This is a genomic window from Phyllobacterium sp. T2-21, from assembly GCF_055378485.1.
The window spans coordinates 402,433-427,693 of sequence record NZ_AP027916.1; the positions used below are offsets into that span (position 1 = coordinate 402,433).

General features: G+C 54.2%; 24 protein-coding genes and 1 pseudogene. 7 read left to right on the forward strand and 18 right to left on the reverse strand.

Translation table 11 applies throughout. The features are described from left to right. Positions 1 to 656 precede the first annotated feature (656 nt). Positions 657 to 1,562 (reverse strand): NmrA/HSCARG family protein, encoded by a 906-nt coding sequence (locus ACZ5FP_RS26760; RefSeq protein WP_464665002.1) that lies wholly within the window; start codon positions 1,560 to 1,562, stop codon positions 657 to 659. A gap of 99 nt (positions 1,563 to 1,661) precedes the next feature. On the opposite strand from ACZ5FP_RS26760, the gene ACZ5FP_RS26765 reads away from it, so the two are divergent. After that, positions 1,662 to 2,066 carry a winged helix-turn-helix transcriptional regulator gene (locus tag ACZ5FP_RS26765; RefSeq protein ID WP_464665003.1) on the forward strand — a complete coding sequence of 135 codons (405 nt, stop codon included), beginning with the start codon at positions 1,662 to 1,664 and terminating at the stop codon, positions 2,064 to 2,066. Between the two features lie 422 nt (positions 2,067 to 2,488). Here ACZ5FP_RS26765 and ACZ5FP_RS26770 read toward each other — a convergent pair whose 3' ends face one another. Next, positions 2,489 to 3,361, reverse strand: a complete 873-nt coding sequence (locus ACZ5FP_RS26770) for an NmrA family NAD(P)-binding protein (protein ID WP_464665005.1) — start codon at positions 3,359 to 3,361, stop codon at positions 2,489 to 2,491. 45 nt (positions 3,362 to 3,406) lie between these two features. Continuing rightward, a complete protein-coding gene (locus ACZ5FP_RS26775; protein WP_464665006.1) occupies positions 3,407 to 3,829 on the reverse strand; it encodes a DoxX family protein in 423 nt (140 codons plus the stop codon). 121 nt (positions 3,830 to 3,950) lie between these two features. On the opposite strand from ACZ5FP_RS26775, the gene ACZ5FP_RS26780 reads away from it, so the two are divergent. Continuing rightward, positions 3,951 to 4,856: a LysR substrate-binding domain-containing protein gene (locus ACZ5FP_RS26780; RefSeq protein ID WP_464665423.1), complete on the forward strand. Its 906-nt coding sequence runs from the start codon at positions 3,951 to 3,953 to the stop codon at positions 4,854 to 4,856. Positions 4,857 to 5,067: 211 nt separating this feature from the next. Here the strand turns inward: ACZ5FP_RS26780 and ACZ5FP_RS26785 are convergent, their stop codons facing one another. Both ACZ5FP_RS26785 and ACZ5FP_RS26790 read right to left on the reverse strand, forming a co-directional pair. Then, complete coding sequence (locus ACZ5FP_RS26785; protein WP_464665424.1) at positions 5,068 to 6,108, reverse strand: NAD(P)/FAD-dependent oxidoreductase; 1,041 nt, start codon at positions 6,106 to 6,108, stop codon at positions 5,068 to 5,070. Positions 6,109 to 6,526: 418 nt separating this feature from the next. Next, a complete protein-coding gene (locus ACZ5FP_RS26790) occupies positions 6,527 to 6,709 on the reverse strand; it encodes a WGR domain-containing protein (RefSeq protein WP_464665425.1) in 183 nt (60 codons plus the stop codon). Between the two features lie 390 nt (positions 6,710 to 7,099). Here ACZ5FP_RS26790 and ACZ5FP_RS26795 point away from each other — a divergent pair, with 390 nt between their 5' ends. Beyond that, entirely contained in the window at positions 7,100 to 7,393 is a 294-nt protein-coding gene (locus tag ACZ5FP_RS26795; protein WP_464665008.1) for a hypothetical protein, read from the forward strand. Between the two features lie 197 nt (positions 7,394 to 7,590). Here ACZ5FP_RS26795 and ACZ5FP_RS26800 read toward each other — a convergent pair whose 3' ends face one another. From ACZ5FP_RS26800 to ACZ5FP_RS26830, 7 genes are all read right to left on the reverse strand, one after another. Next, on the reverse strand, positions 7,591 to 7,953 hold the full coding sequence (locus ACZ5FP_RS26800; protein WP_464665009.1) for a hypothetical protein: 363 nt from the start codon (positions 7,951 to 7,953) through the stop codon (positions 7,591 to 7,593). After that, entirely contained in the window at positions 7,953 to 8,345 is a 393-nt protein-coding gene (locus ACZ5FP_RS26805) for a hypothetical protein (RefSeq protein WP_464665010.1), read from the reverse strand. The genes ACZ5FP_RS26800 and ACZ5FP_RS26805 overlap by 1 nt, the downstream gene beginning before the upstream one ends. Before the next feature lie 10 nt (positions 8,346 to 8,355). Further along, positions 8,356 to 9,744 (reverse strand): hypothetical protein, encoded by a 1,389-nt coding sequence (locus tag ACZ5FP_RS26810; RefSeq protein WP_464665011.1) that lies wholly within the window; start codon positions 9,742 to 9,744, stop codon positions 8,356 to 8,358. A gap of 75 nt (positions 9,745 to 9,819) precedes the next feature. Then, positions 9,820 to 11,598: an anti-phage-associated helicase HerA gene (gene herA, locus ACZ5FP_RS26815; protein ID WP_464665012.1), complete on the reverse strand. Its 1,779-nt coding sequence runs from the start codon at positions 11,596 to 11,598 to the stop codon at positions 9,820 to 9,822. Then, positions 11,595 to 12,842 (reverse strand): DUF4297 family anti-phage-associated protein, encoded by a 1,248-nt coding sequence (locus tag ACZ5FP_RS26820; RefSeq protein WP_464665013.1) that lies wholly within the window; start codon positions 12,840 to 12,842, stop codon positions 11,595 to 11,597. Before ACZ5FP_RS26820 ends, herA begins: the two co-directional genes overlap by 4 nt. A gap of 184 nt (positions 12,843 to 13,026) precedes the next feature. Further along, positions 13,027 to 14,460, reverse strand: a complete 1,434-nt coding sequence (locus tag ACZ5FP_RS26825) for a caspase family protein (protein WP_464665014.1) — start codon at positions 14,458 to 14,460, stop codon at positions 13,027 to 13,029. A gap of 249 nt (positions 14,461 to 14,709) precedes the next feature. Then, complete coding sequence (locus tag ACZ5FP_RS26830; RefSeq protein WP_464665016.1) at positions 14,710 to 15,279, reverse strand: hypothetical protein; 570 nt, start codon at positions 15,277 to 15,279, stop codon at positions 14,710 to 14,712. A 161-nt stretch (positions 15,280 to 15,440) separates the two neighbouring features. Between ACZ5FP_RS26830 and ACZ5FP_RS26835 the strand changes: the two genes are divergently transcribed. Beyond that, positions 15,441 to 15,578 carry a ribose-phosphate pyrophosphokinase-like domain-containing protein gene (locus ACZ5FP_RS26835; protein ID WP_464665017.1) on the forward strand — a complete coding sequence of 46 codons (138 nt, stop codon included), beginning with the start codon at positions 15,441 to 15,443 and terminating at the stop codon, positions 15,576 to 15,578. A gap of 164 nt (positions 15,579 to 15,742) precedes the next feature. Here the strand turns inward: ACZ5FP_RS26835 and ACZ5FP_RS26840 are convergent, their stop codons facing one another. From ACZ5FP_RS26840 to ACZ5FP_RS26860, 5 genes and pseudogenes are all read right to left on the reverse strand, one after another. Then, complete coding sequence (locus ACZ5FP_RS26840; RefSeq protein ID WP_464665018.1) at positions 15,743 to 16,237, reverse strand: DUF2867 domain-containing protein; 495 nt, start codon at positions 16,235 to 16,237, stop codon at positions 15,743 to 15,745. Between the two features lie 481 nt (positions 16,238 to 16,718). After that, positions 16,719 to 17,459, reverse strand: coding sequence for a DUF2290 domain-containing protein (locus ACZ5FP_RS26845; RefSeq protein ID WP_464665020.1), 741 nt, complete (start codon positions 17,457 to 17,459; stop codon positions 16,719 to 16,721). After that, entirely contained in the window at positions 17,460 to 17,687 is a 228-nt protein-coding gene (locus ACZ5FP_RS26850) for a hypothetical protein (protein ID WP_464665021.1), read from the reverse strand. It abuts the gene before it with no gap. Between the two features lie 276 nt (positions 17,688 to 17,963). Then, a pseudogene (locus ACZ5FP_RS26855) lies at positions 17,964 to 18,443 on the reverse strand (SDR family NAD(P)-dependent oxidoreductase); the annotation flags it as partial. A 67-nt stretch (positions 18,444 to 18,510) separates the two neighbouring features. Next, positions 18,511 to 19,089, reverse strand: a complete 579-nt coding sequence (locus ACZ5FP_RS26860) for a TetR/AcrR family transcriptional regulator (protein ID WP_464665022.1) — start codon at positions 19,087 to 19,089, stop codon at positions 18,511 to 18,513. Between the two features lie 258 nt (positions 19,090 to 19,347). Here ACZ5FP_RS26860 and ACZ5FP_RS26865 point away from each other — a divergent pair, with 258 nt between their 5' ends. Further along, positions 19,348 to 20,466, forward strand: coding sequence for an efflux RND transporter periplasmic adaptor subunit (locus ACZ5FP_RS26865; RefSeq protein WP_464665024.1), 1,119 nt, complete (start codon positions 19,348 to 19,350; stop codon positions 20,464 to 20,466). Next, on the forward strand, positions 20,466 to 23,582 hold the full coding sequence (locus ACZ5FP_RS26870) for an efflux RND transporter permease subunit (RefSeq protein WP_464665025.1): 3,117 nt from the start codon (positions 20,466 to 20,468) through the stop codon (positions 23,580 to 23,582). The genes ACZ5FP_RS26865 and ACZ5FP_RS26870 overlap by 1 nt, the downstream gene beginning before the upstream one ends. 284 nt (positions 23,583 to 23,866) lie before the next feature. Here the strand turns inward: ACZ5FP_RS26870 and ACZ5FP_RS26875 are convergent, their stop codons facing one another. Continuing rightward, entirely contained in the window at positions 23,867 to 24,301 is a 435-nt protein-coding gene (locus tag ACZ5FP_RS26875; RefSeq protein ID WP_464665027.1) for a winged helix-turn-helix transcriptional regulator, read from the reverse strand. 87 nt (positions 24,302 to 24,388) lie between these two features. On the opposite strand from ACZ5FP_RS26875, the gene ACZ5FP_RS26880 reads away from it, so the two are divergent. Continuing rightward, positions 24,389 to 25,201: an oxidoreductase gene (locus ACZ5FP_RS26880; protein WP_464665029.1), complete on the forward strand. Its 813-nt coding sequence runs from the start codon at positions 24,389 to 24,391 to the stop codon at positions 25,199 to 25,201. Positions 25,202 to 25,261 lie beyond the last annotated feature (60 nt).

The window sequence follows — 25,261 nt, forward strand, 5'->3', positions numbered from 1 at the left end:
CTACGTGTCGACGAAACAAAATTATATCGACAAATACCCCTATTGTAACGGGTTTGTACAAACTCGAAAGTCATAAGAAAACGAACAGTTATATATGCCGATAACGCATTTCTTGGTCAAAAATGGCTGGGCGGATAGAGCAGGGGAGGCTTAAAACGTTGAGCAGAAGCAGAAAAATCAAGCAAATCGGCTCTCAGCACGGCCATAGGTCGAAGTTAGTCTCGTAAAGCTGCCCACACGGCGAATATCGCATTTGGATCGCGGTTGAATGAAGATCATTTGTCCATAATGCGGAAACTATCGTGGTAATAGGTGCGTGTTAATAGAATAAAATGAATAAAAACAACGTCTGTGGGACCATGGATCGCTCTTGGGTAGTGCTTTTCAGGGAGTCACGGAGCAGATTTCGTCGCTGTGATATTAGCATTCATTGAACTAATGAAATCGAACGACCGGGAAGGGGCCATTAGCAGGCGTTGAAAGCTGCCCTTCGTTCATGGGACGAGGGCAAGGATGTCGACCATCTCACGATCGCCGCCGGGGCGATGAAGCATCTGGTCCTGCAACTGCCGAAAGGCAGGCGGCAATTCCACAAAAGGCGCGCCATTCAGCCCTCCAAAGCGTAGGTTGCGACCACCGTTCAGATCAACAAGTGCCTATACCCGGCGATCGGCTCGCTCACTGCCGTACCCAAGGGCGTCGCTGAGAGCCTCGCGCCCGGCTCCTGAAAGCCAGGACCGGAACGAGAGAATCTCTGGATAGATATTACGCACGAAGTTCAGATCCACATGATCTGACAGCGGTCCGTCTTCCAGGCTCGCGGAGATCAGTGCAAAACCGGGATTGGCGGCAAGATCGTCGTCGGAAAAGCGCGCATAGGCGATCGGACGGCCGGCGACTTCGGAAAAAACGGATTCGAGCTCGCAGCCCGTAACAGTATCGCCTGCGATCTTGAACGTCTCGCCGCCGAAGCGCATCTCGTCGGCGAAGATCGCCGCGACAACATTACCAATGTCTTCTACGGCGATAAGCTGCACCGGCTGGTCCGGTCTGACGAAGAAGCTGAACCGACCTTTTTCCAATCCAAAGCCGGGTCTCGCCAGCATTTCCATAAAGATCACCGGCCTCACGATGGTAGCAGTGACAGTCAGTGTTCGAATATGCGCTTCGACGCGACCCTTGGCATCGAAACGCGCCACGCCACTCGGCGCGTCCCCGACGCTGGCGCCCGAAGAATAGACCAGGTGCGCGACGCCGCTTTCGGACGCCATATCCGCGATTTCACTCCCGACGCGCACTTCATCTTCAATGGCCAAATTCCCCGGCAGCACACTGAAGACACCGTAAGCATCTTTCATTGCTGCACGCATCACGTCGATGTCTGTGAATAATCCCTGCACGAGTTCGGCGCCTTCGTCGCGAAGCGCGATCGATTTTGCCGAGCTAAGATCGCGTACCATCGCGCGCACTGGCCAACCGGCCTTCAACAGTGCGGAAGCGACCGCTCCGCCTTGTTGGCCTGTTGCACCGAAGACCAGGATTGGATGTTTGTCATTTGTCATTTGAGAACCCTCGTGTTGAGTGAGGGCATCCATATATAATGATGGGAATGCTGTTGGAAGACAGCACATTATTCAGCCTCAGGCACAAGGATGATACGCATGGAAAGACTTATCCATCGCAGGTCCGGTGAGGAAGCGAAGAGCGATCCAGATTTCAGGCCGATGCCGTCGAACGGTATCTGCACGCGGCTCGGCGACAAATGGACTGTTCAAGTCATCTGGCGTCTGTCACTGGCGAGCGGGCATCGGCTTCGCTTTTCGGCACTCAAGAACGAGATCGACGGGATTACCCAGCGCATGCTGACGCTGACGCTTCGAAATCTGGAAAGGGACGGTCTGGTGGTGCGGCATTACTTTCCCGAGGTGCCGCCACGGGTCGAATATGAACTGACTGAGATGGGCGCTGGCGTTTTGCGTGCCCTTGAAGGAATCAACTCTTGGATTAGGAACAACTTGTCTCACATCGAGGTATGTCGTCGCGAATACGATGGGGCTGAACCTTGAGCCGATCGGTAATTTAAGTACTCTCCCGCTGCCAGAGCGCCACCACTGGCCTTTGCAACATCTACACTGTTGATTTTTGCTTCGAATTTGACCCGCCCGGGGTGCGGACGAAAACTTGGACTACCAAGGCGGGCACTTTGAGCGAGATTTTCAACGAGTCATGAAGATCATCATCTACCCGTCACTGTGGCAACTCAACTAATGCGATCAATGACCGCTTTGCGGCCGAGAGCAGTCCGGCCGCTATGAAATGAAAAGGCGCGAATAGCGGACTTTTCCTAAGCCAAAAGTCCGCTATTCGGAGATTTAGAAGATTGGGCGGGAGTAGACGCGCCTCGGGTTGACTTGAACTTTTGACTGCTTCCCGCGACGCGTCCGACGCAGAAGCGGGTAGTCTCCGTCATGCCTGATCCGTCCCCGACTTACGCCTTGGCGGCGTTCTGTGCAGCCGCGAAGACATTGCGTGCGGTCATTGTACCCGCTACGTGCTCCGTACCCTCGACGCCGAGGTCCAGCCATCCTGCATTCACGGCATCATACATTTCTTCGGCGGGTCCGGTGCGGCCCTTCGGGATGCCGAACCGCTCGAACGCTTCCGCCCACCCTGCACGCGGGACCGCAAAGGCTTTCACGTCGAGATTGAGGACTTCACCCAATTGCTTCGCGACTTCATCGGCGCTGACCATCGAACCAAGCTCGACAACGCGCTGCCCAGACCACGCTGGCCCGGTCAAAAGGGTCGCTACCTCCGCTCCGATGTCGTTCGTCCCAACCATGGTCGATTTCCGGTTTGTCGGATTATAGTAGACCGGTAACATTCCACCTTGGGCGACGTGCAAGCCGTAAAGGAAGTTTTCGAAGAATCCGCCTGCACGCACGAAGGCAACCGGAGATGTCAGGTTGCGAAAACCTTGCTCCAGAAGCGACAAGGCCGTGATCATCCCCAGTCCGCTGGTTCTGTTCGCACCCATCGATGAAAGCGCAACCACTCGCGGCGGCGCTGCCTTGGTGAGCGCTCCAACATAGTTTGCAATCACGCCCTTGGCTTCTTTGTAATCGGGCGAGGGCGCCCAGACAGCCGGCAACATGACAAACGCACCTTCAACGCCTTTGAGCGCCCGCTCGATGGCTGCCATGTCATTCCAGTCACCGTCTACCAGCTCCACGCCTTGGGCCGCCCAGTTAACCGCCTTTTCGCGATTGCGGACGAGCGCGCGTACTTTCTTGCCTTGTGCCAACAGATGTTCTGCCGTTGCGCCGCCAACTTTTCCCGTGATTCCCATTACTAAAAACATGTATTTTCTCCTGATGTTGAGGGGCAGAGCACGGCCCCTATTGGTTCAATGGATGAATGGTAGAATGGTCCGGATTCGGGGATCGCGCGCGTAGAGGCCGCCCCAAGTCATCGCGCCCAGAAGCAGGGAAATGATTTCCGGCGGCGATCCCAACTCACCAATGCGGACATGGGCGCAGATGGCACCTCCCAGAAAGCCCGTCACCAGGATCGCGCCGAGGACAGCGGTGGCCGGAATGGCGTAAAAGATGGCGCAGGCGAGTATAATCGGACCCACGAGACGGGAAAGATCCGTCGCGAACCCGGTTTCCTGCAACATGTTCGCGATCTGTGCCGGCGCGAAAAGCTGAATAGAGCCATCTGCCACCAGAGCGATAACGACTATCGCGCTCATCATGCGACCGGCCCACAGGGCGCGGTGCAAGGTTATAGTTTCAGGCACCTGATGTGGGTTCATGGTTTCGATCATTTGTCATTCTTCAATGGAGGAGATCCCATATTCAAAGGTTACTGTGTCTCCTGGGTGTGATAAATACCGAGGAATGGAACTCACTGTTATCTTTAAAGAGAACAATGCCGAGGCACGAAAAATGCAGAATCTCGAACCCATCCTAGTTTTCATAACGGTGGCGGAAATGGAGAGCTTCACCCGCGCAGCCGATAGCCTGGGCATCCAAAAGGGAAGGGCCTCAACGGCGGTTCGGAAGCTGGAAGAAGATGTCGGTGTCAGGCTCCTGCACCGGACGACGCGCAACGTGCAGTTGACGGAGGACGGACGCGCATTTCATGCCCGTGCCCGCGATCTGCTTGCTGAAGTCGATGACCTACACTCGATGTTCGCAGACGATCGCGTGGCACTCCGCGGGCGTCTGCGGGTCGATCTTCCGACCGAGGTGGCGCGCACAACCATCGTGCCGGCCTTGCCGGATTTCATGGCTGCTCATCCCGAGTTGGAACTGGAGGTGTCCAGTACGGATCGACAAGTCGATCTGGTTCAGGAGGGGTTCGACTGTGTATTGCGCCTTGGTCCCATCAGGGACGAGACGCTGATCGCCCGCCCACTGGGCAAGTTGCGCATGGTCAACGCTGCCAGTCCCGCCTATCTGGCACGCTACGGCGTTCCTCGATCGCTACAAGATCTCCAGCGTCAGGAGCATCGGACAATTCACTTTTCGACGGTACTGGGCGCAAAACCCTATGGATGGGAATATCCGGACGGCGACAGCTACGCGACGCTTCAGTTGCCAGGTGCGCTACACGTCAACAGCGCGCAGACTTACGAAGCGGCTGCCCTCGCGGGGCTTGGCCTGATTCAGGCGCCACTCTTGGGAATTGACCGTTACTTGGAGAGTGGAACGCTTGTGGAGATCATACCCGATTTTCGCCGCCGGGCGCTCGCCGTATCCCTGGTCGTAGCACATCGGAGCAATCTGTCGCGCCGAGTTCGCGCATTCATGAAATGGATCGAAGATGTGCTGACGCCGTATCTGGAATAGATGGCCGCTTTCGGGACGACTCACTTTGCCCGAGAACGGCGAGGATGCGGGCGCAAAGCAGTCCAGCGGCTTTCGACTCCTTAACGGTCATCTGGACGCCCTCTAAGACTGCATGGAAATGGACGGTGTTCCAGCGAACCTTCAGTTGATCCAAGCACGATTCAGATGGAGTAGATGCCGGCTTGCCCAGCAAACGGACCTTGTCTGTCTCTCACTGCATTGATTCAGCGATCTCGGCAGCTGAGAGTCGGCCCAGATATGGTGCGAGGATAACACCTGGGTGAGCAACGACTACATACAGCCCTTCAATGCCTGGAACAAATCCGCGCAACGGTGCCCCCCCGTCAGTCATGGGACGATACCCTGCAGCAATGGAACGCAGTGATGGCTTCATTGATGATCCAAACATTCGAGTAATCGTTTTGGCAGTTCGTCCTGCAAGTTCAGCAAATCCTGATTCACCTGCGCTTGGATAATCTTCCGCTGAAACAAGACCGCCAAATCGCCCAGGGCGCAGCTCCACATCATCTCCCAATAGAAGATGGTTGATCGTCGCTTCCGCTGAAAAGCGCATGAGAACTGCCGGCGCAACGTGAACGGGAAGCACAATTCCCAATTCAGCAACGAGTGAGCCCGCAGAAGCACCATTTGCAATAATGACAAAGTCCGCTGACAGAATTCCAAGTGCGGTTCGTATCCCGACCACACGACTTCCCAGTGTTTCTATACCCGCAACGCGTGATCCACAAACAACCTCGGCACCTGCTTCGCGTGCAGCCTTGACAAGTTGGTGCGTCAGATCAATGGGCTCCACGGCGAAATCATGGGGAGCCCATGCGGCCAATGGCGGAGGAGTGATCAGGAGCGGTTCCAACTCTTTCACCCGTGAGCGACCCAAATTCTGGATACTCGCACCGGCGTTCTGCTGCTCCGCGATCAGTTTCGAGGTATTCTCCTCCTGGTCGCACCAAACGAGAGCTCCACGTGTCGCGATTGGCAGGGATCCAAGTTCCAATTCAAGGCGATCAAACTCAGCGATCGCATCCAGCTTCGTCGCGAAGTTAATCGGATCGTCTGAAGGCAACACACTGGCTGTTCCAACCCAACCATACGACCACTTGGTAACGCCGCTTGCGGGCTCTGGTTCTTTCTCTAAAACTGTCACCTGCATGTGCTGTCGCACGCAATGCCAGGCTATCGATGCGCCCAGAATACCTCCTCCCACGACGATGACACGGGGCGGGCGACGCACGTTACAGATCAATTATTTGCTCCTGGAAAGGTCGGATCGAGCGCTGAAAACGATGCGTTGATGGCAGGGAACGTACTGCGTAAGTCCTAAGACCTAATATGTCAAAGGCTTGCGCCTTAGTACAGGCCGCGGGTTTCAGACAATCAGCCTAATCCGCGCGAGAAAATCTCAGATGCTGGTTTTTCAGGGCGTTCTTTATCGCAAACGTGTGATGTGAGAGCCCTGACTGGAAGACCGCTTCCTCCCTCTGTCCGCGCGAAAGCTGGCTGGTCGCTTCCCACCCTTTCACGAGCGTCAACGGTGTTGCAAGTCGAACGACCGCTTTGGAGAGTATGTCAATGCAACGCTAACGTCCGGCATGCGGGCGCAAAGCGGATGGTCAAATTACATAATAGGCCAGACGTCGGCACCAATCGGATCAGCAAAACAGTACATGTCGGCATTTAAAATGGAACTTACGGTAGCCCTTGCGGAGCTTCTGTTGGGTGAGTTTTTCATAAGCTTTGTCGAATGGAGCTGTGTCGACCTTATGTTGTCCTCTTGTCCCAATCCGTCCTCCGTTGCGTATGAGTAACACCTCACCAAAGAATGTTGGCTGCATCGTCAGACTATAAAACCGCGCCACTTTACGATCAGGCTCGGAACGCGTGACATAGAATGATGGGATTTGCAGACATGATCTTCAGGATCGTCATTTCAGAGCCATTCGTCCAATATGGTTAAAGCGATTTAAATCTTTGATGGAACGGCTGCGTAGTGAGGCCGCGTTTGGCAGTAAGAAGGATCGTTAACTCGTACGCATTCGCGACAACCTTGTCGCCGCCCCATAATGATACAAAGTATCGTGTCCGACCATCAAGGCTAGTTTTATCGTTGGAGATTTGTCGCATGGTTACGCGTGAGCGCGGATCAATCTCCGTGGCATTGTGAGCGCTAAAACGCATCTTCATGGCTAGGTGACGAGCGAAGCTACCTGTGTCAGAATGGGCATATGGAAATAGAAGACATCCAAGGTCGTTTCCACCGGGCTGTTCAGATGTTTATAGACGATCAAGCCCAGTTGCTTGAACTTAATGCTAATGAGCGCGCAGTCGGGGCAACGCTTGCCCATTTGTTCGTGCGAGTGATGTTTCCCGGCCACCGTGTCGATGCCGAGTACAATCGCGTCGGCCTTGATGGTAGTGCCAAGCGCCTGAATCTACCGATGGAATGCGGTGGTGCGAACGCGCGTGTTTTCCAGACATCGTCGTGCATCGGCGGGGGGACAACCAAGAGAACATTCTAGCAGTTGAAATCAAGCTGACCACGAACAAACAACCACGCCACTGCGACCTCATAAAGCTTCGGGCCTTCCGCAAGCAACTTCAATATCGGGTCGGCGTTTTTCTTGAATTGCCGGCAGGCCAAGACTTTGGCCAGAAGGATGCAAGCATGCAGTGGTTTACCTAGCGCGTTGAACAGCTCGATTGAGTACTTGATCGTTCAAACCTTCGTCTTAGGCTGGATGAGCCATGTATGACCCACACTGCTTTCATACCCATAGTGCCGCTCGTAAAATGACTTCAGCGCACCATCGTACTGCGACAGGATCAGGATAGCGTCACCGTACTGCGGCAGCGCATCGCTTTCTAGAAGATCAAGATATTTGTGGTCAGGCGCCCCTTCCAGTAAAGCCATGACATCCGCCAGAACGCGGTTGATGAGCTTTACCTTGCTAACGCTGAGTGTCGCCTCCGGCTTCTTCTTTCCGAGGTCTTTCAGCTCTTTGAAAAGCTCAGTGAATACGCCTATCACGGCTTCGTATTGTCTGACTTTCTCCCCGGTAGTGTAATACTTATTCGACATCACTTTTTCTCTTGTATTTTTTTTGGTGGAGCTGTCCGGACTACAGCGCTTGAGCCTTCGATCCGATATTCCCAATATCCTAGCGGTTCCCGTCGGATATTGTCGGCCCTCTTGCGCTCAAGCTCTTCAATATACTGGCCGAGAATAAAGGCGACATCACTTGTGGTCGGAACATCGTCCGCATCGAACTGGTCGAAATCCGCCAACGGTTTGTGTGTCGGGCCCAAGATATCGTTCGCTTCCGCAAGGACCGCGTTGACGAACTTCAGCTTGAAATTGTTCAAGCCGTCATTTGGAGATTTCTTAACAAGCGTTGTAATCTCCTTGTGAAGGCCATCCATCTGCCCGGAAATCTTCTCTAGCTTTTCTACTTGTTGAACCGTCAAAGCCATTTTTTCAATCCTAACTCGGGCAATCCCGTCTAAATTCAATGTATTTCTTTTTAATGACGTCGATAGGCAATCGCTGTTTGCTCTCGAACAGCTCCACCATCTGTTCGACATCGACATCAGTAAGTGTGATTATGCTCCTGCGCTGACCAGACCAGAGATCGATTGTTCGTTGCTTTCGGGCTGCAGTCAGTGGGTTGCGTGTAACCAACACGCCAAATTTGCCTAAACTATCACTCATATAACCATTGAGTTGGTTCACATGATCGCGGCTAACTTCCCGAACATTTTTCAGCTCAAAGATCAGTTGTCTTGAAGCATATTCGTCAAACAATCCCTTAAGAAAGGGATCAGACTGGGAGTTGTAAAAAATGAGGTCGCGCACGAGCGAGCCACTGTCGGTTCGACTCTGGACTGCAGCGAAATCAAGCTGCGGATAGAGGAGCGACGGGAAAAGTTCACCAATCATCTTCTCGTATTCGCGGTCGGCGTTGTCATTTTTGCCTGAAGGCAATTTCTTAATCGCAGCCATTTTGCGGCGTGCGGAAACAACTGGAATCTGGGCAAAGAGCGGATCGTTCTTGCAATCTTCGAAAGTCCGTTCCTTTTCCCTGATATAGGCGTCAACCACGTTGTAGTTCGCGCGGTTGTAATTCAAGATGTCTACCCGCTCGAGCTTGTCCGTGTCGTGGGAGATGTCATCCTGGGGGCAATGCCCTTTGAAATAGTCGTCGTAAGAAATCCATGGCCCGAAACGGAGCCAGCGCTTGGGCACCAGAATGAGCGCAACCTGCGTATCTGGATGAAAAGGGAGTTCGATACCGCGTTCCAGCTTGAACTCGTTTTTTCGGTAGTCGTAGACAAGGAGCGTGTGTTCCTTCATGGGAATCCCATGCCGACGACATTGCTCGATGGTGTAGTCAATGAGAAACGACTTTATGAAGCTGCAAGTGATGTCACTGATTCTGTCTTTCGAAATGCCGTCGATGAAAAACTGGATCTCCTCGAAGTGGCGGAATCCGGCGCTTGCATATTGCGGCATGATCTTGAACAGCGAGAGAATTTCGTGCGCTTTCGCCTCTCCCAAACGTTTGCCCTTTCTCGTCGCCGACGCACCGAGACCAACCTCATCACATTCGGATGCGGCGACTAACGTTTTCACGGCCCGCTCTTGCTCTCCGCGCAGGTAGAGCTGGCCCAGTTGGTTGAAGGCACTGATAAGAGCGGTGTGAAGCGCTTGATCCTGCTGTGACGGAGACGCCCACAGAAGGAACGGATCGACGTATAGCGGAATATCCTCACTGAAAAATGGGACGGCGAAATCCAACTGCGATTGTGGCGTTGAGATTCCGAAATAGTCGGTTAGGCGAGGATTTATGAGTATCATGGTTTTAGCGATCAAACCTTTTTTGACTGTACTCAGCGTATTTAGTCACCACCCCTACCCCTGAAGTGCAGCGGACTCTTTTGTCTCCATTCATTCCTTGAGCCACTCCTTCTTAATGTTTTCGAAGGGTACATTCGCCCAGTTCTTTTTCCACAGTTCGAAATATGGAATGTCATTCGAAGAAGGTACTGGCGCGCAGGGTCTGATCTTTACCACGGATGGCATGACCACAGCCTCGCCGATGAGCAGGGCTTCCCCGGCCTTCAACGTTGGAAGCTTTTCGCAGAGGTTTCCCAAGGTGTCTGGCAGCAGCCGGGCAACATAGGCCTGGTCCGCAGGGTTAGTCAGCCGCATCGCGAGGAAGTTGCTACACTGCGAGAAAATCGTCTCTGAAATTTCCGATGGGCGCTGGCTCGAAAGCATAAGCGTGACCCCATACTTACGGCCTTCCTTGGCGATCCGTTCGATGGAAAGCTTCGATGAGCGGTATTTGGTCAGATCGCTGTTCGGAACGTATTTGTGCGCTTCCTCGTAGACCAGAAGGATCGGCGCGTCGGTGTTGACCGTCTCACCCGCTTTGTTGCGGAGAACCTTGTAATGGTATCCGTATTCGAACACGATCCGCGATATGAGCGAGACCGTGATGCTGAGCACTTCGAACGGCACCCCGCTAAGATCGACGATCGTGACATTCGACTTGCTCGCGCCGTATCCTAAAAGCGCTTGTAGGGTTCCCTCCAAGGTCGCGGTCTCGGCAGCCTTGCCGAACAGGAAATCGAGCCGCTCATCAGCGACTTTCGATTCGAACCGAACGAAGAATTTCTCGAGCGAGCTGTCAGCATAGTAGCCGCTGGTGATGCTTTCGCGCTTGGTTTGGTGGAATTTCAACTTTTCTTTGAAATAAAGCTCAAGGCGCTGTTTTCCGTCGAGCTCGATACCATGAGTTTTGTCGGTCTTGCCGTCCGCCGGAAGCGTGTAGGCAGCAGCGTCGACCACCATGTACCTCGTCTCGTCCTTGGAATTCAGCGTCTCGTTCTTGATATTGAAAAGCGCGTTGAGCACCTCATGGATGCTAAACTTCAATGGACTATCGTAGAAAACAGATTTTACCTTCGGATTGTGCTTGGTCTTGTTCACGGTGACCAACTGACGGAAAACCGACGACTGATTGTAGTTGTCGCGCTCGCCCGTATCCAGAATGATCTCTTCCAGCTCCTCGCTGTTCAGGAGCCAGTAGGGGAGGTTGAGTGAAGTAACGTCGAGATAGCCCGCATCCGGAAAAGCTGCCTTGTATTCCGAGTGGATGTCGAAGATGACGACATGTGAGTTGTTCAGGCCGTCGTAGGTTCCATCTTTCGAGGCCACTGCGGTTTGGATGATGTTCGATATCGTGTGAGATTTACCAGCTCCGGTCGATCCGACAACGGCGATGTGCTTGTTGAAGAACCTATTGCCGTCGACAGGCACGGACACACTTGGGTTTGATGCCAGATCCGAAAACGTGAAGCTATTGCTTTTCTCGACGGAGTCTTGGAATATCATCCGTATGTCGTCGTCTGTCGCAGGCTCGACCCCCGTCGGTGGGATGGTCAATGCGTCCCCGCCTCGTACGAACTTCCCGTCGCTGATCAGTCCTAGCGGCAGCGCCTCAATGACATGGCGTGAAACTCCCTTTTCGTTGGCCGCCTCGAGGCAGAAGTTCTCGATCGTCGCGATCAGTGCGGCGTCTTCGGTATCGGTGATCCTCAGATAGGAACCCACCTTGAGGCTTTTTCCTCCCGAAAAAGCTGCAATATCGCTGACGGCGATTCGCACCCGGTCAGGGAAGACCGAAATAACCTCTGCCATGCTTTTGATTTCATCGTTCATTTGCAGATGGCCTTTCTAGCATGGTGCGGGCTGTCGACCTTGATTTTGTGGTGTTGCACCCATGATGGAATCTTCGGCGCTATGGGTGTGCCGATATAGAAGTCGAAGATGTCAGTTTGTACCCCGCGATGGAGCTTGGCGATCTCGGCTATGTCATCCTCGCTGGATAGGAATTTCAGCGTCGTGACATTGCCTGCGTTGGGCAGTGTGGCCAAGTAGGCCGCGTCGAAATCAGCTCCCAGGAAGGCATATCCGTCGGCTAGCCTGATGCCTCTGTTCCATAGCGCGTTCTTCAACGCCGCGAGGTCTCCGGGCTCCACGTTGCGCAGCAGCACATACGGGCAGAAGCGATCGGACGCCGCGATACGTGCCGACTCCCTGTGAGAGAGCTTCGAGGCGATATCCGCCAGCATCGATACGGTGGCCTGTAAATCGAGAGCCGGGCCAAACTCCAGAGCTATTATGCGCCACGCGGTCGGCACCTTCAATTTGAAGGTGAAATGCTCTCGACGAAGACTGTTTACGTAGTGATCTTCACCGAACTTTTCCTTTAGCCAAAGGCTGAAGACGGCCTTCTTACGGTCCATCCTCGCAATGAACTCACGCTTGGTGATCCCGCGATTTTCTTCTATCGGATCTACGGCCAGGCGCTGTATTACATTGATGGCATTCGGATAGTAGAAGGCATCCGTGTCCTCCGGGGAGGAACCCGAGATCAACCCCTGAATGAGTTTCGCCACTTCCGCCTGCTGGCTCTCGTAGGATTGGGCGTACAGGTCGATCTCCAGATGCTGCCGGAAAGTCTCAAGCTGGGTGTCGGTGAGACCGAGTTCGGTGAAGACTTCGGTTGTCGTCTTGATGTCGTCCTTGCCGGTCTTCGTAAATGTAAGAAAGTGCTTTTTCAGGAAGCCTATGTCGTAAGGGGTCGGCAGCTTGTCCTGACCAGACTTGTAGTGGCCATAAAGGCGATATTTTAGCGACCCGTCGGTCGGACAGCCCTTTGCTGCGAAATGCTTCAGCATCGCTATGACGGCGTCTTTAATTATCGAATGATTGTAGTCCGAACCCCTGTAGTATTTGCACTGGATGAACAGCGACTGGTCATTCTCTGTCAGATCGACATCCTCGACCCCTTCGACAACCATCCTTGACGAGTTGGATGCCAGCGATAGGACTTGGAAGATCGAGTGATCGAACTGGTAGAAGTAGCCAAGGATAGTCGCGTCGGCGGATCGTGTTGCCAAGGAATAATCCTTCGAACGACTGAGGAATCTTGCCATTACTTCATCTGCGAACCGCGCTCGCGTGTCAATTGCAGGTGAAGCTACCCCAGGCTGCATAGACAGAATAAAATCGATCGGCGTGTGGTGTAGACGGAAGTTTCGCCATTTTTGGGCAAGCTTGAAACAAATTCAGACATAGACGGGCTCACTCCTCCGCTAACCGTCCGGTTGTTTCCTCAATGTGTTTTTTGACCGCAGTAGTAAGAGCATCGCATATTTTATCGACGAGCCATGAGGTGGTACTGCCCCACTCCAGAGTGTACCATCGTCTCACGACCTCTTCACCTTCACTAGCATAGGCAGCCCAGTCTGTCCTCGGATGGCGCGTCACCATCTCAAAAACGTAGCATTTTTCCAAACTTGGCGCGCAGCTTAAGACCAAAATCATCCGTTGAAGCACCCGGTACCTAGGGGTCAGCACCACCTTGATTTGAGCCCGATCAAGCGAGCAGTTCAACTCAAGCGTAAAGTGTTCCGTCACATCCTGACCCATTGCGAACAGAAGGCCGATTCTAGCCGCTTCGAAAGGGTTGGGCTTGCGGCGAGTGCGGTTTATTTCTGCGGTAACCAGCCGATCCGGGCGCTTCTCACGGGAAAGCACACGGATCATGAATTCCTCAATAGTAGGCTCGTAGTACTGTGAGTGCTCGGTCACCTCTGTTCCGAAGAACTCGGCGAACTCCTCCTCTTTGATCTTCGTCCGCAGGCCGCCGAAAAGTTCATCGATCAGTTTCTTCGCATCTTCCGGCGATCCCATCTTTTCCTCAGCTGCGAGTAACCGTTGCGTCAAAGTCGGAGGATTAGCGAGGATGAGATCGCCGCCGCCCTCGGTGTCCTCCTCGTCCTTTGTCTTGCTGTCTGGAATGTCGAAACGGACGAGTTGTTTCCGAAAGTCGCTCAGCTTCGCCACGTCATCAACCAACATTTCGCGGCCGCTACCTTGGTGTATGAAGTATGGCGTCTGCCTGTCATCATGGATGAAGATGTCTCGTATCGCGTTGGAGATGTCACCATAATATACCGGCCCTTCCTGCTTTCTGATGCTCGCCTCCAGAAAAGCGCGGGTATAGTCACTGAGGGTTTCTCCCCCCATTGACACCTGATTGTCCATTGAAGAGGAAAATTGGAGTACGTTTCGAAAGCCTTCTTTGATCAGAGACGGGGGTGGACTGTCACTCTTAACCAATAACGCGCCTGAGTAGCACGCATCTATAACAACAACTACGGTCTGGGGAGAAGAAGCGCGAAATAGGCTGTGAAGCTCCGAATGCGAGACGCCTGTTTCATTAGGGCGCCTACTGTCGAACCCGGTGCCGCAGTAGTAGAAATCACCGTTGACCTGCGCGCCGTGGCCCGAGAAATAGAAGAACACCTCGGATTGCTCTTCGTCAGCCGGCAGCGCTTCCCGAACAATGTCACGCATAGCGTTGGCATCGATATCGACGCGGACATGTACTCGGTCGAATTTTCCAGTCGCCTCCATCAGCTCTCGCATTGCCGCAACATCGTTGGCGCAGCAGTCTAAGTCATTTTCGTTCTGGTAGGTTGCATTTCCAATCAAAATCGCGGTCGAAGCCAAGTTTTTCTCCTGAAATCTAAATTCGTGCCGACATTATAGCTTTTGACGTTCTATGTATCGTTGTTGGCCGGTATGCCAGGACATGTTCTCCAAGCCCGGTACTTATGCAAGCCTCATTGCGCTTGCCCCCGGGCTTGAAGATAGTCACGGCGTAAGGGGTAAGCAGCTTACCACTCATCTCGTTTCAAATCTTTTCGCAAGGCAATCAGCCCCTCTTATTCTTGTCCCATGTTGACTAGCGCGGCCTGCTCACCACCGCTCGACATCCTTGTCGAAGATATAACCGGCCGGCCCGTACCAAACATAGGTCAAGTAGAGCCGGTCATCGAAAACGGCGTTTGAGATTTCATACCGGCACATGAGTCGATAGTTGCCCTTCTGCTTGCGTAACATTCCGCGATCGCTGGTAAACAGGCCTTTGCCATCATCAACCTCGCCACGCACGCGAAGCGTCGGATCACCGTCGATCTGCCTCAGGGCTTTTTCCGCAAGTTGCAATGGCGGGCAGGCTGCGTCGGCGTCGTCTTCGCGTGCTGTTGCGACGCCGCTAGCGTTGACGAAGGTGAATTCCAAGGGATGTTCATAGTCGGCGAACTTGACAGGACATACCCAAACAGTGTCCGGCTCACCAAATGCCGGCAGGCAACCCAACACCTCCGTAAGGTTGATATGCCGCGATGCCTCGCCGGAGCGCTTTTGCAGCAAGCTATTGACTTCTTGCTCAGCCTGCTCGCGCGAAAGGGTGTCGGCAAGAAGTGGTCGAACTGAAATTGTCGAGCTCGCCAACATCACCCCTGCCCAGATCAAAGCGACTTTCATTATCTGATACTCTTCTGATATTTAATCATCACAAGGCTTTCCGGCATCAGGACCCCAAGACGTGTAAGTTGGCCTGACCATCTGGGTAGCCATTTTATATTGTCATCACACTGTCGCCTTTGAAAGGGTAGGGGCTGCCAATGTCACCGCAGGATAAATCCATGAAATTGATTACAGGAAATTCCAACAGCGCGCTGGCAAGTTCAGTTGCTGCCTGCCGCCACCTTCCATTGGTGAATTGTTGGGTCAAGCGGTTCCATGATAATGAAGTCTTTGCTGAGATCAGATCAACCGATTGACGATGATCAAGTCTACGCTTTATGGCCAAAATGACCCGGAGCATGGTTGGAGAACGCATGTTACCGCTCGATTGACGGGGTCACCACACAAAGTGAGGAAGACCCGTTTCAAGTGTAAATTGACATCACCTCTAACCGACTGACCGAGGTTAGGAAGCAATATTTTACGGGGAGGGTTGGCGATTGAGATTGGCGATCATTGCCAAGGTAATGAACTTGTGAAACGGTATGACAGCAGGAAGGTAGAGCTTACCGAACAGGTTCTTGCGCCTCACCAGCGTCATCACGCTGACAAGCTTTTCTCCGTCATCATTGCGGACATCGATCACGGCGCGAAAGTCGAGATGGCGATCGTCGAAGCCAAGCACCACTTGGTGCGCGGACTGGCTGACGACGGGAAAGACGCCAACCATTTCCATTTCGGTGGGAGAATGGGCCGCAGAAGACTTGATGCCAAAGGGCGCAACAAGTGTATTCCGGATCGCCATCAGCACCCGTACCCATCGCGGAAAATGCCCAAGCACCAATCTGGCGGCATCCATGGCCGTCAGGTCAGGGTTTTCGATACGCAACTGATAGCAATCCGCCCAATCGGCCTCCGCCAACGCCGGATGCGGCAATCTTGGATGGACCTTGGTTGGTTTCCGGAGGTTGCGCATGAATGGACCTTTTGCTTGCGTTGCTGCCGAAATCTACCACACTGGAAAACTCTGCCGTGGACAAACCGGCGGCTGTGACAATCTGCTTCAGAGCTGGCTCTGCTTGTTTCAGGTTCGGCTTAAAACCCCAAAAAAGCGCCCATTTTCCATATCTCAGGACGCCGCGATCTTCTGGACCTGTTCGATTCCGGAATCGAAGAATGACTGAGCAAGGGTTTGGTCGTTAACTGTGCGTGTGAGTGTCATTGCGCCGACCATTATGGAGAGAATGGCCATGGCCTTACCCTCTGACTTTTCGTGACCGCCAGCGGCGCCTATCCTCTGCAGTCTCACATGAAGGGACACGACATGCCCTTCCGTCTTACGCAAGTTATTGAAAACATTTAATGCCTGAGTCTCAGTTTGAACTATAAATCGACACCTGCAGCAGAGTTCGACTTAGGTCAGTTGAGTGTTGCGGCGGGGCCTTCTCCAACGTTGGCTATGCTGCCGACCCGGGTTGCATGGCTCCGAAGTGGAATGTCAACCTTTCGAAGTCAGAAAAAGATTGGCAGACTCCATCGTTGCGAATTGACGTAAGAAGTGTTTCATCAATACAGGTTGCAATATTCCCCACTAGCTCCTGATCCTTCTCGGCGAGCGAAAACCTCGAATTCTTCCACCAGAGGTCTGGATAATAGTGCTTGGCTATAAGAAGACCAAACGATCGGGGCGATAGCTTTCGGGATGAGGCCCACCGATCCTCACCTGACATACCAATGTGAAAATGCGCTCCCGGGTGCCGCACGCGTCTGTACTGGCTTTCGCTATATTCAAACCGCACCCGAGGGATGTAGTTCCCCACTTGAAAGCTTGATGCTAACGAGGAGAACTCCTCGTCGTCAATCTCGCCTCTATTCGCGGCATCCTTTAGTTCATTGAATTGGACAAGTGCGTCTGGAGACCCGCTCACCCGCGGGTTTGGATAATATGCCAGCGCCCATTCACTTTCCGTTGAGTGCGAAAATTGAAAGTATGCAAGGTCTTTTAGAATGAAATTGTAATGGGATAAGGACAAGCCAGCCTCATAGACCACATTATAGTCTAGCGACGTAAGACTGGTGCGATTGAATTCTTCTGATCGCGGTAGCGCTACCAAATAGACGGCGCTTTCTACAAAGTTCTCACTGTCGAAGAAGCTACGTATCGCGCGAACGCTCGCATTGAACTCGTCGCGCGTCATTCATTCGTCCTCGACCAAGCTTGCCATATCTTCATCGGACAAATTGAGTTCGCTCTTCAACCTCTCCATGCGTCGTTTTGCTTCGACTAATCGGGCATGCTTTTCCTCAAGCCCACGCTGGATGGTGTTCAGCTGGCCCATGTTTGGCATCGTAAATCGCAGCTGTGGGCTGTTCGCGACAGCTGTGTTTATTTCGTTCGATAATTGTGTAAATGTCTTGCTTGCCATGCCAAACACTCGCAACCACCCCTTCGTGCGGGTATTTGTTCGGAACAGGAGGGGATAACTAGCGGTTCTGCGGTCCACACCCTGTCCGAGATGTATTGAACAGGCGAGACAAAACAGGCTTTTGATCAAGATTGTAGACTTTCGAGCTACAATGAAATTGCCCCAAACTCGCCTGTTATCTGGTTTTTCAAAGTAAGATTTCCAAGGCGTCTGCGGCGCGTACAAACGATCGTTTTTTAACGACTTTATACATGAGCCAATGAGAGTCACCGAACATTAGGATTCCAACACTTTTCGCATTGACGATCGTTGCATCGAGCGTGGTATCAGTCGGTTTAAAAGCACAACGAGGTTGTTCAGAACACCGGCAACGACGCTGTCCCGTCCTTTTGAAAGCGCCTTAATGCCACTCGCTGCGACGGGACGAGGCTTCATCGTGAGGATGCGCAGCAAGGTCGAGACGGTTGCGCCGGCCGCAATATCAAAACCTGTTTCGGTATGCCCCGGGCAAAGGCTGGTTACCACCACACCTTGGGAGCGCATTTCATCGTGCAATGCCTCACCCAGTGCCAACACATAAGCTTTCGTCGCCGCAAAGGTGGGGACGGGCTGGAAAGCCAATAGACTGGCGACAAGAAGAATGTGTCCGGAATTTCGCGCGGCCATATCGCGGCCAAATAGAAAACTTAGTTCTGTGAGCGCCGTGATGTTGAGCTGGATCATATCGACAGTACGCTCGATCGGCGTTTCCAAAAAACCAGACCCCTGCGCGGGGATATCGGCGATCATCAATGCTCACTTAAGAAGCATCTGTTGTTCTTCCTCATGACGCGGCAATCTTCTGAACCTGTTCGATGGTTGAATCGAAGAGAGACTGAGCGAGAGTTTGGTCATTAACCGCGCGTGCGAGTGTCATTGCACCAACCATGATGGAGAGAATGGCCATGGCCTTACCCTCTGACTTTTCATCGCCCTTTTCGGAAATCATACGTTTGAGCATTTCAAGATATGCCCTTATTCCCGCTTCGAACGACGCCTTTACAGTCGTGCCTTGCCTGGCGGCATCTGCCCCAAGCGCGACCACGGGACAGCCGTCCATCTTTTCGTACTGATGATCCGTGCTCAGATAAAACGCGACAACTGCGCCCAGAGAATCCATGGGCTTTGCCGCCGCAGCAGCAGACCATTGCTGTGTTGCGCTCTCCAAGGCCCGGGCTGATGCCAGCGCAATGAGATCCTCTTTGGAGGCGAACTGTTTGTAGAACGCACCTTGCGTCAATCCAGCGGCCTCCATCAAACCCTTCAGCCCGATTCCATCGAAGCCATGCTCCCTGAAAAGGCGGCTTGCGACATCAATGACGGCCTGGCGGTTTTCCGAGGCTTGAACCCGACTTACACGCATCGCGGTATTCTTCCTTTTAGATTTCGTTCGAACTCTATAATCCATAGGCAATGACTATGCAAGTTTTTCTCAGTCCATCATTGCCGTGACACATGCCGCGTGACGCAAGGTGCCCGCTGTCGCCCTGCCGGCACTGCGACAACTCGCCTTGCCCGTGATTGCTCCCAATTTAGATTGCGCTCGAACTTTAAATGGAATATAGAGTTCGATCACAATCTAAAGCGCGTCGTAACGCGCAATCTTGCGAGGATCACAAGCATGAGGCACAAACGGCTTCTTCTCATTGGCGCACTTGTGTTGCCGGCGGTCGCCATCACAGCGGCTGTTCTTTTTTCACAGTGGCCGAATCGGGACGCATCAGCTGCAACCGATCCCCGCGTCGCGCCGCAACTTGTCAAAATTGTCGAAACTGCGCGCGTGGCCGGCGCTGTGAGGTCTTTCACAGGCACGATTGCAGCGCGGGTGCAGAGCAATCTTGGTTTTCGCGTTCCCGGCAAGATTGTCGAACGTCTTGTGGATGTTGGCCAGCAGGTCAAGGTTGGTCAACCCTTGATGCGCATCGATGACACGGATTTGCGTCTCGCCTTGACCGCGAAACGCAATGCGGTTGTCGCCGCGCGGGCGGTCTTTGTTCAGGCGAGCGCGGACGAGAAGCGCTACGCGTCCCTTGTCAGGGACAGGGTCGCGGCGACCCCGCAGCGTTACGAGCAGGCCAAGGCCGTGCTGGATACGGCCGAAGCACAGCTTGCCGCGGCCGAGGCGGAAGCGAATGTTGCCGAGAACGAAGCGACTTATTCCACTCTGGTGGCTGGCGCAGACGGAACGGTGGTTGCGGCTCTCGGAGAACCCGGACAGGTCGTCGCTGCCGGACAGACTGTGGTTCAACTGGCGCATGCCGGGCCGCGTGAGGCGGTGGTCGCTCTTCCCGAAACGATACGTCCCGTGATCGGGTCAGAAGCCGAAGCCGGCATATATGGTGGCACCGAGCGGGGCGGGACTGCGCGCCTCCGGCAAATTTCCGATGCCGCCGATGCCCAGACCCGTACCTATGAGGCGCGCTACGTGCTCGAAGGAAATGCCGCTTCGGCACCACTCGGCTCGACGGTAACGATCAGAATCTCCAACACCGAAAGGCAATCAGAAGTCTTGGTGCCGATCGGTGCCGTGCTGGATGACGGCAATCGCGCAGGGGTCTGGGTTTTTGATCGGGGCTCTTCGACCGTGCGCTTTGCTCCCGTCCAGATCAAACAGCTCGGCGGGGAAACCGCGATTGTCACAGGTATCGAACTTGGACAGGAGGTCGTGGCGCTCGGCGCGCATCTCCTCAAGGAAGGCGTCGCCGTCAAGACCGCGGTTCAGGCAGAGGCAGTAAACTGATGAGCTTCAATCTTTCCGCGCTCGCGGTTCGCGAGCGAGCCGTTACCCTGTTCTTCATCGTGCTTTTGGCCGCGGCAGGTGTCTACGCTTTTGCCAAGCTCGGGCGCGCAGAGGACCCATCCTTTACCATTAAGACCCTGACGGTCACCGCTGCATGGCCGGGCGCGACGGCGCGCGAGATGCAAGATCTGGTCGCCGAACCACTCGAGAAGCGGATTCAGGAATTGACCTGGTATGACCGGGTCGAGACAACAACGCGCCCGGGCTTTGCCTTCTTGACAGTCACACTGAAGGACAGCACACCACCCGGTGCGGTCGAGGGAGAGTTTTATCAGGCTCGCAAGAAGCTTGGAGACGAAGCTCGAAGCTTGCCGCAAGGTGTGTTCGGGCCTTTTGTCAATGACGAGTACTCTGACGTGAGCTTCGCTCTTTATGCCTTGAAGGCAAAGGGAATGCCCATGCGGGAGCTCGCACGACAGGCGGAATTGGTCCGACAGGACCTGCTGCATGTGCCAGGCGTCAAGAAGATCAATATTCTCGGAGAGCGGACTGAACAGATCTTTGTCGAGTTCTCCTATGATAAACTCGCTACTCTCGGAATCTCCGTGCAAGACATCGCTGCCGCTTTGCAGCGGCAAAACACCGTCACACCGGCAGGATCGATCGATACGCGGGGCCCGCAGGTCTTCATCAGGTTTGACGGTGCATATAACAGTGGCCAGGCAATCGCCGACACACCGATTGTTGCTGCCGGACGCACGTTGAAGCTCTCCGACATCGCCGATGTTCGGCGTGGATATGAAGATCCGGCGACCTATGTCATCCGCCACGACGGTGAGCCCACCATCATGCTTGGAGCGGTGATGCAGCAGGGCTGGAATGGATTGGATCTCGGCAAGGCTCTGGAAGAAAGATCGACGGCGATCGCACAGACACTACCCCTCGGAATGACGCTCGCCAAGGTGAGCGATCAGGCGGTGAACATTGATGAGGCGGTCGGCGAGTTCATGCTGAAATTCGCGATGGCGCTTGGCGTGGTGTTGTTCGTGAGCCTGGTCAGTCTCGGCTGGCGTGTCGGCATAGTAGTGGCGCTCGCTGTTCCGCTGACGCTTGCCGTCGTGTTCCTCATCATGCTGGAAACCGGCAGGTTTTTCGACCGTATCACGCTCGGTGCGCTCATCCTGGCGCTCGGACTTCTGGTTGATGATGCCATAATCGCCATCGAGGTGATGGTGGTGAAAATGGAAGAGGGCATGGATCGCATCAAGGCAGCCGCCTATGCCTGGAGCCATACCGCAGCACCTATGTTGTCCGGAACACTCGTGACAATCATCGGATTGATGCCGGTTGGCTTTGCCAGATCAGCAGCCGGCGAATATGCCGGCAATATCTTCTGGGTCGTGGGCTTCGCGCTGATTGTTTCCTGGATCGTCGCCGTGATCTTCACCCCTTACCTCGGCGTCAAGATGCTGCCAGCGATCAAGCCGGTGAAGGGAGGGCACCACGCGATCTACAATACTCCAAATTACCGGCGACTACGGAAACTTATCACATATGCCGTGCGCCATAAGTTCCTGACATGCACCGTCGTCGGCATCATCATGGCTCTCTCCGTCGTCGGAATGGGGGTAGTGAAACAGCAATTCTTCCCAACGTCGGATCGACCCGAAGTCCTCATCGAGGTCCGCCTGCCGGAGGGCACAAGCATCGAAACGACGACCGCCTCCGTCGAAAAGCTCGAACAATGGCTGAAGGACCAGCCCGAGGCGAAGATCGTCACGAGTTACATCGGGCAGGGAGCTCCGCGCTTCTTCTTCGCAATGGCACCCGAGCTGCCCGATCCCGCATTTGCCAAGATGGTCGTGCTTACCCCTGACGCGGAGGCGCGTGAGACGTTGAAGCACCGGCTCAGGGAAGCAGTAGCGGCAGGGCTCGCCCCGGAGGCCTTTGTGCGCGTCACGCAGCTCGTATTCGGTCCATACACACCATTTCCCGTCGAGTTCCGTATTATGGGGCCTGATCCGAAGCAACTGTACCAGATTTCGGAGAAAGCACTCGACATCATGAAGGGCGTTCCGGATGTCAGGCAGGCAAACCGTGATTGGGGTAATCGCACGCCTGTTCTTCGCTATATCCCCGACCAGGAGCGGCTTAATCTGATTGGCCTTTCGCCCGCAGAGGCAGCCCAGCAGACGCAGCTGCTGCTGACGGGTATTCCCGTTACGCAGGTCCGCGAGAACATCCGCAACGTGCCTGTCATTGCCCGCAGTGCCGGCGAAAACCGTTTGGATCCGGCACGGTTGGCCGATTTTTCGCTGATGAGCCGGGACGGCCGCCAGGTTCCCCTCGACCAGATCGGACATTCCGAAATTCAATTTGAAGAGCCGATCCTCAAACGTCGCGATCGAACGTCAATCATCACGATCCGCTCGGACATCAATGAGGCGACGCAGCCCCCGGAGGTCTCGCAGCAGGTCATGACGGCGCTGCAGCCGCTGATCTCCTCGCTTCCGATCGGATATCGCATCGAAATGGGTGGAAATATCGAGGAATCTCTCAAGGCCAACGTTGCGCTCGTGAAAATCTTTCCGGTCATGATCGCCGCCATGCTAATCGTCATCATCCTGCAGGTTCGGAGCCTTTCGACAATGAGCATGGTCATGTTGACGGCACCGCTCGGCCTTGCTGGCGTGGTTCCGATGCTGATCGCTTTCAACCAGCCCTTTGGTTTCAACGCGATCATCGGATTGATTGGACTGGCTGGCATCCTGATGCGCAACACCTTGATCCTGACCGAGCAGATCAAGGAAAACCAGGCTGCGGGCCTTGATGATTATCATGCTGTCATCGAGGCTACGGTTCAGCGGACGCGCCCGGTGATCCTGACTGCGCTCGCCGCTGTTCTGGCTTTCATTCCGCTCACCCATTCGGTGTTCTGGGGCTCGATGGCCTACACGCTGATTGGCGGTACAGCAGCCGGTACGGTGCTGATCCTCCTCTTTCTGCCCGCTCTCTACGCCGCATGGTTCCGCATCAAGCCGACCCCGGATGAGGTGCCCAGGCCTGCTGTGTCGGCAGGCGCACTGGAAGTGAACACGCCAAGGGCTGCAGAATAGATAGAATGCTTCTCTATGAAAGATGGATTGCAGGCGCAGCAAAGCTGGCGTCCGAATTGTCATGCCGCTCAGTCGATGAGGAAATCGGAAAGTAGTTCGTTGTGAAAGCCGTAATTCGGCATGCTCCTCTATCTGCAGAAGTCGGGTCAGCGCGCTGTGGCAATGAGGGTCAATTTGATGCAGAAATCAACAGGCCGTATGCGCTATGTTGAGAGCTGATAAACCGTCCCGCGGTCACTGCCAATAAAGTCGATCAGGAATGCAAACATTCGCGCTTTAAAGTCTCATTCAGGCTCAGCGATGCGAATGGGACGGGTGCCGATCTCCGCGCCGGTCGCCCGGTCGATGGTTACGGGGTCGATTTCGGTCCCGGATTCAGCGTCAAAAAACCGAGTCACTTCAGCTCCGTCGGCCCGATGCTTGCGCCCCCATGCGCCGATTGTAAATAACACCGGCAGAAAGTCGTGGCCCGCCACCGTCAGCACGTACTCGTCCCGTGGCGGCCGCTCCGAGTAGCGGCGTTTCTCCAGCAAGCCGTCTTCTGTCAGGGCTGCCAGACGTCGGGTCAGGATCGTTGGCGCAATGCCCAGACTCTTGCGAAAATCATCAAAGCGGGTCAGCCCCGCATGGGCATCGCGCATGATGAGCATGCTCCACGCATCGCCTACAAGTGCGAGGCTGCGGGCAATGAGACACGGCTGGTCTGAAAGATTCTTCATGTCGGTATCTTTTTGATAGTGACTTAGTATCGAAACGATAGTATATGATCCTCAGGCAATAATCCAGACCAAAAGAGAGACAATGAAATGAGCAAGACACAACATGGCGTTGCCCTGATCACAGGCGCGTCTTCTGGTATAGGGCTGGCAACCGCACGAGCACTGCAACGTGATGGTTACCGGGTGTTCGGAACGAGCCGCAAGCAGGTTGCTGACGTTCAGGGCATTACAATGCTGGTCTGCGATGTCACGGATGAAGAATCCGTAGCGAAAGCGGTCGACGAGGTCGTACGTCTTACTGGACGGATCGACCTTCTCGTCAACAATGCCGGGATTGGGCTGCTTGGCGGCGCTGAAGAATCCTCAGCAGTGCAAGCCAGGGCTCTGTTTGACGTAAACGTGTTCGGCGTCCTGCGGGTAACGAATACGGTCCTGCCGATCATGCGACGTCAGCGAAAAGGCAGAATTATCAACATGAGCTCCATTCTCGGGTTGATCCCTGCACCCTACAACGCGCTCTATGCATCCACAAAGCATGCAATCGAGGGCTATTCCGAATCCTTGGATCACGAGATCCGCACGCAAGGCATTCGCGTCGTTCTCGTTGAGCCCGGCGCTACTCGTACCTCTTTTGAGGAAAACCTCACCAGAGCAGATCAGCCGATGCCTTTGTATGATACCGTTCGTGCCGACGCAGAAAGACTGATGCGTGAAATTGTGGAAGCAGGGGACACGCCAGAGATGGTCGCCGATGTGGTCGTGACGGCGGCAAACGCATTTTCACCCAAGAGGCGCTACACCGTAGGAAAAGTGGCAGGACAAGTTCACTTTCTGCGCCGCTTCCTGCCCGAGTCATTCGTCGATAAAAACCTTCGCAAATACAATAAGCTTCCTGCCTAAACACTTACCGCTGGGTTGTGTTTTCCGGCGGATCGCTAACTCACAGACAATGGCAATTCT

What these genes read in the sequence shown, in the direction of transcription:
- ACZ5FP_RS26840 (WP_464665018.1), bottom strand. Translation starts at nt 16,237, where the DNA reads ATGCGCAACCTCCGGAAACCAACCAAGGTCCATCCAAGATTGCCGCAT.
- ACZ5FP_RS26845 (WP_464665020.1), bottom strand. Translation starts at nt 17,459, where the DNA reads ATGACGCGCGACGAGTTCAATGCGAGCGTTCGCGCGATACGTAGCTTC.
- ACZ5FP_RS26850 (WP_464665021.1), bottom strand. Translation starts at nt 17,687, where the DNA reads ATGGCAAGCAAGACATTTACACAATTATCGAACGAAATAAACACAGCT.
- ACZ5FP_RS26870 (WP_464665025.1), top strand. Translation starts at nt 20,466, where the DNA reads ATGAGCTTCAATCTTTCCGCGCTCGCGGTTCGCGAGCGAGCCGTTACC.
- ACZ5FP_RS26765 (WP_464665003.1), top strand. Translation starts at nt 1,662, where the DNA reads ATGGAAAGACTTATCCATCGCAGGTCCGGTGAGGAAGCGAAGAGCGAT.
- ACZ5FP_RS26780 (WP_464665423.1), top strand. Translation starts at nt 3,951, where the DNA reads ATGCAGAATCTCGAACCCATCCTAGTTTTCATAACGGTGGCGGAAATG.
- ACZ5FP_RS26805 (WP_464665010.1), bottom strand. Translation starts at nt 8,345, where the DNA reads ATGGCTTTGACGGTTCAACAAGTAGAAAAGCTAGAGAAGATTTCCGGG.
- ACZ5FP_RS26775 (WP_464665006.1), bottom strand. Translation starts at nt 3,829, where the DNA reads ATGATCGAAACCATGAACCCACATCAGGTGCCTGAAACTATAACCTTG.
- ACZ5FP_RS26880 (WP_464665029.1), top strand. Translation starts at nt 24,389, where the DNA reads ATGAGCAAGACACAACATGGCGTTGCCCTGATCACAGGCGCGTCTTCT.
- ACZ5FP_RS26865 (WP_464665024.1), top strand. Translation starts at nt 19,348, where the DNA reads ATGAGGCACAAACGGCTTCTTCTCATTGGCGCACTTGTGTTGCCGGCG.
- ACZ5FP_RS26760 (WP_464665002.1), bottom strand. Translation starts at nt 1,562, where the DNA reads ATGACAAATGACAAACATCCAATCCTGGTCTTCGGTGCAACAGGCCAA.
- ACZ5FP_RS26875 (WP_464665027.1), bottom strand. Translation starts at nt 24,301, where the DNA reads ATGAAGAATCTTTCAGACCAGCCGTGTCTCATTGCCCGCAGCCTCGCA.
- ACZ5FP_RS26790 (WP_464665425.1), bottom strand. Translation starts at nt 6,709, where the DNA reads ATGCAGCCAACATTCTTTGGTGAGGTGTTACTCATACGCAACGGAGGA.
- ACZ5FP_RS26860 (WP_464665022.1), bottom strand. Translation starts at nt 19,089, where the DNA reads ATGCGTGTAAGTCGGGTTCAAGCCTCGGAAAACCGCCAGGCCGTCATT.
- ACZ5FP_RS26770 (WP_464665005.1), bottom strand. Translation starts at nt 3,361, where the DNA reads ATGTTTTTAGTAATGGGAATCACGGGAAAAGTTGGCGGCGCAACGGCA.
- ACZ5FP_RS26795 (WP_464665008.1), top strand. Translation starts at nt 7,100, where the DNA reads ATGGAAATAGAAGACATCCAAGGTCGTTTCCACCGGGCTGTTCAGATG.
- ACZ5FP_RS26830 (WP_464665016.1), bottom strand. Translation starts at nt 15,279, where the DNA reads ATGAAAGTCGCTTTGATCTGGGCAGGGGTGATGTTGGCGAGCTCGACA.
- ACZ5FP_RS26835 (WP_464665017.1), top strand. Translation starts at nt 15,441, where the DNA reads ATGAAATTGATTACAGGAAATTCCAACAGCGCGCTGGCAAGTTCAGTT.
- ACZ5FP_RS26800 (WP_464665009.1), bottom strand. Translation starts at nt 7,953, where the DNA reads ATGTCGAATAAGTATTACACTACCGGGGAGAAAGTCAGACAATACGAA.
- herA (WP_464665012.1), bottom strand. Translation starts at nt 11,598, where the DNA reads ATGAACGATGAAATCAAAAGCATGGCAGAGGTTATTTCGGTCTTCCCT.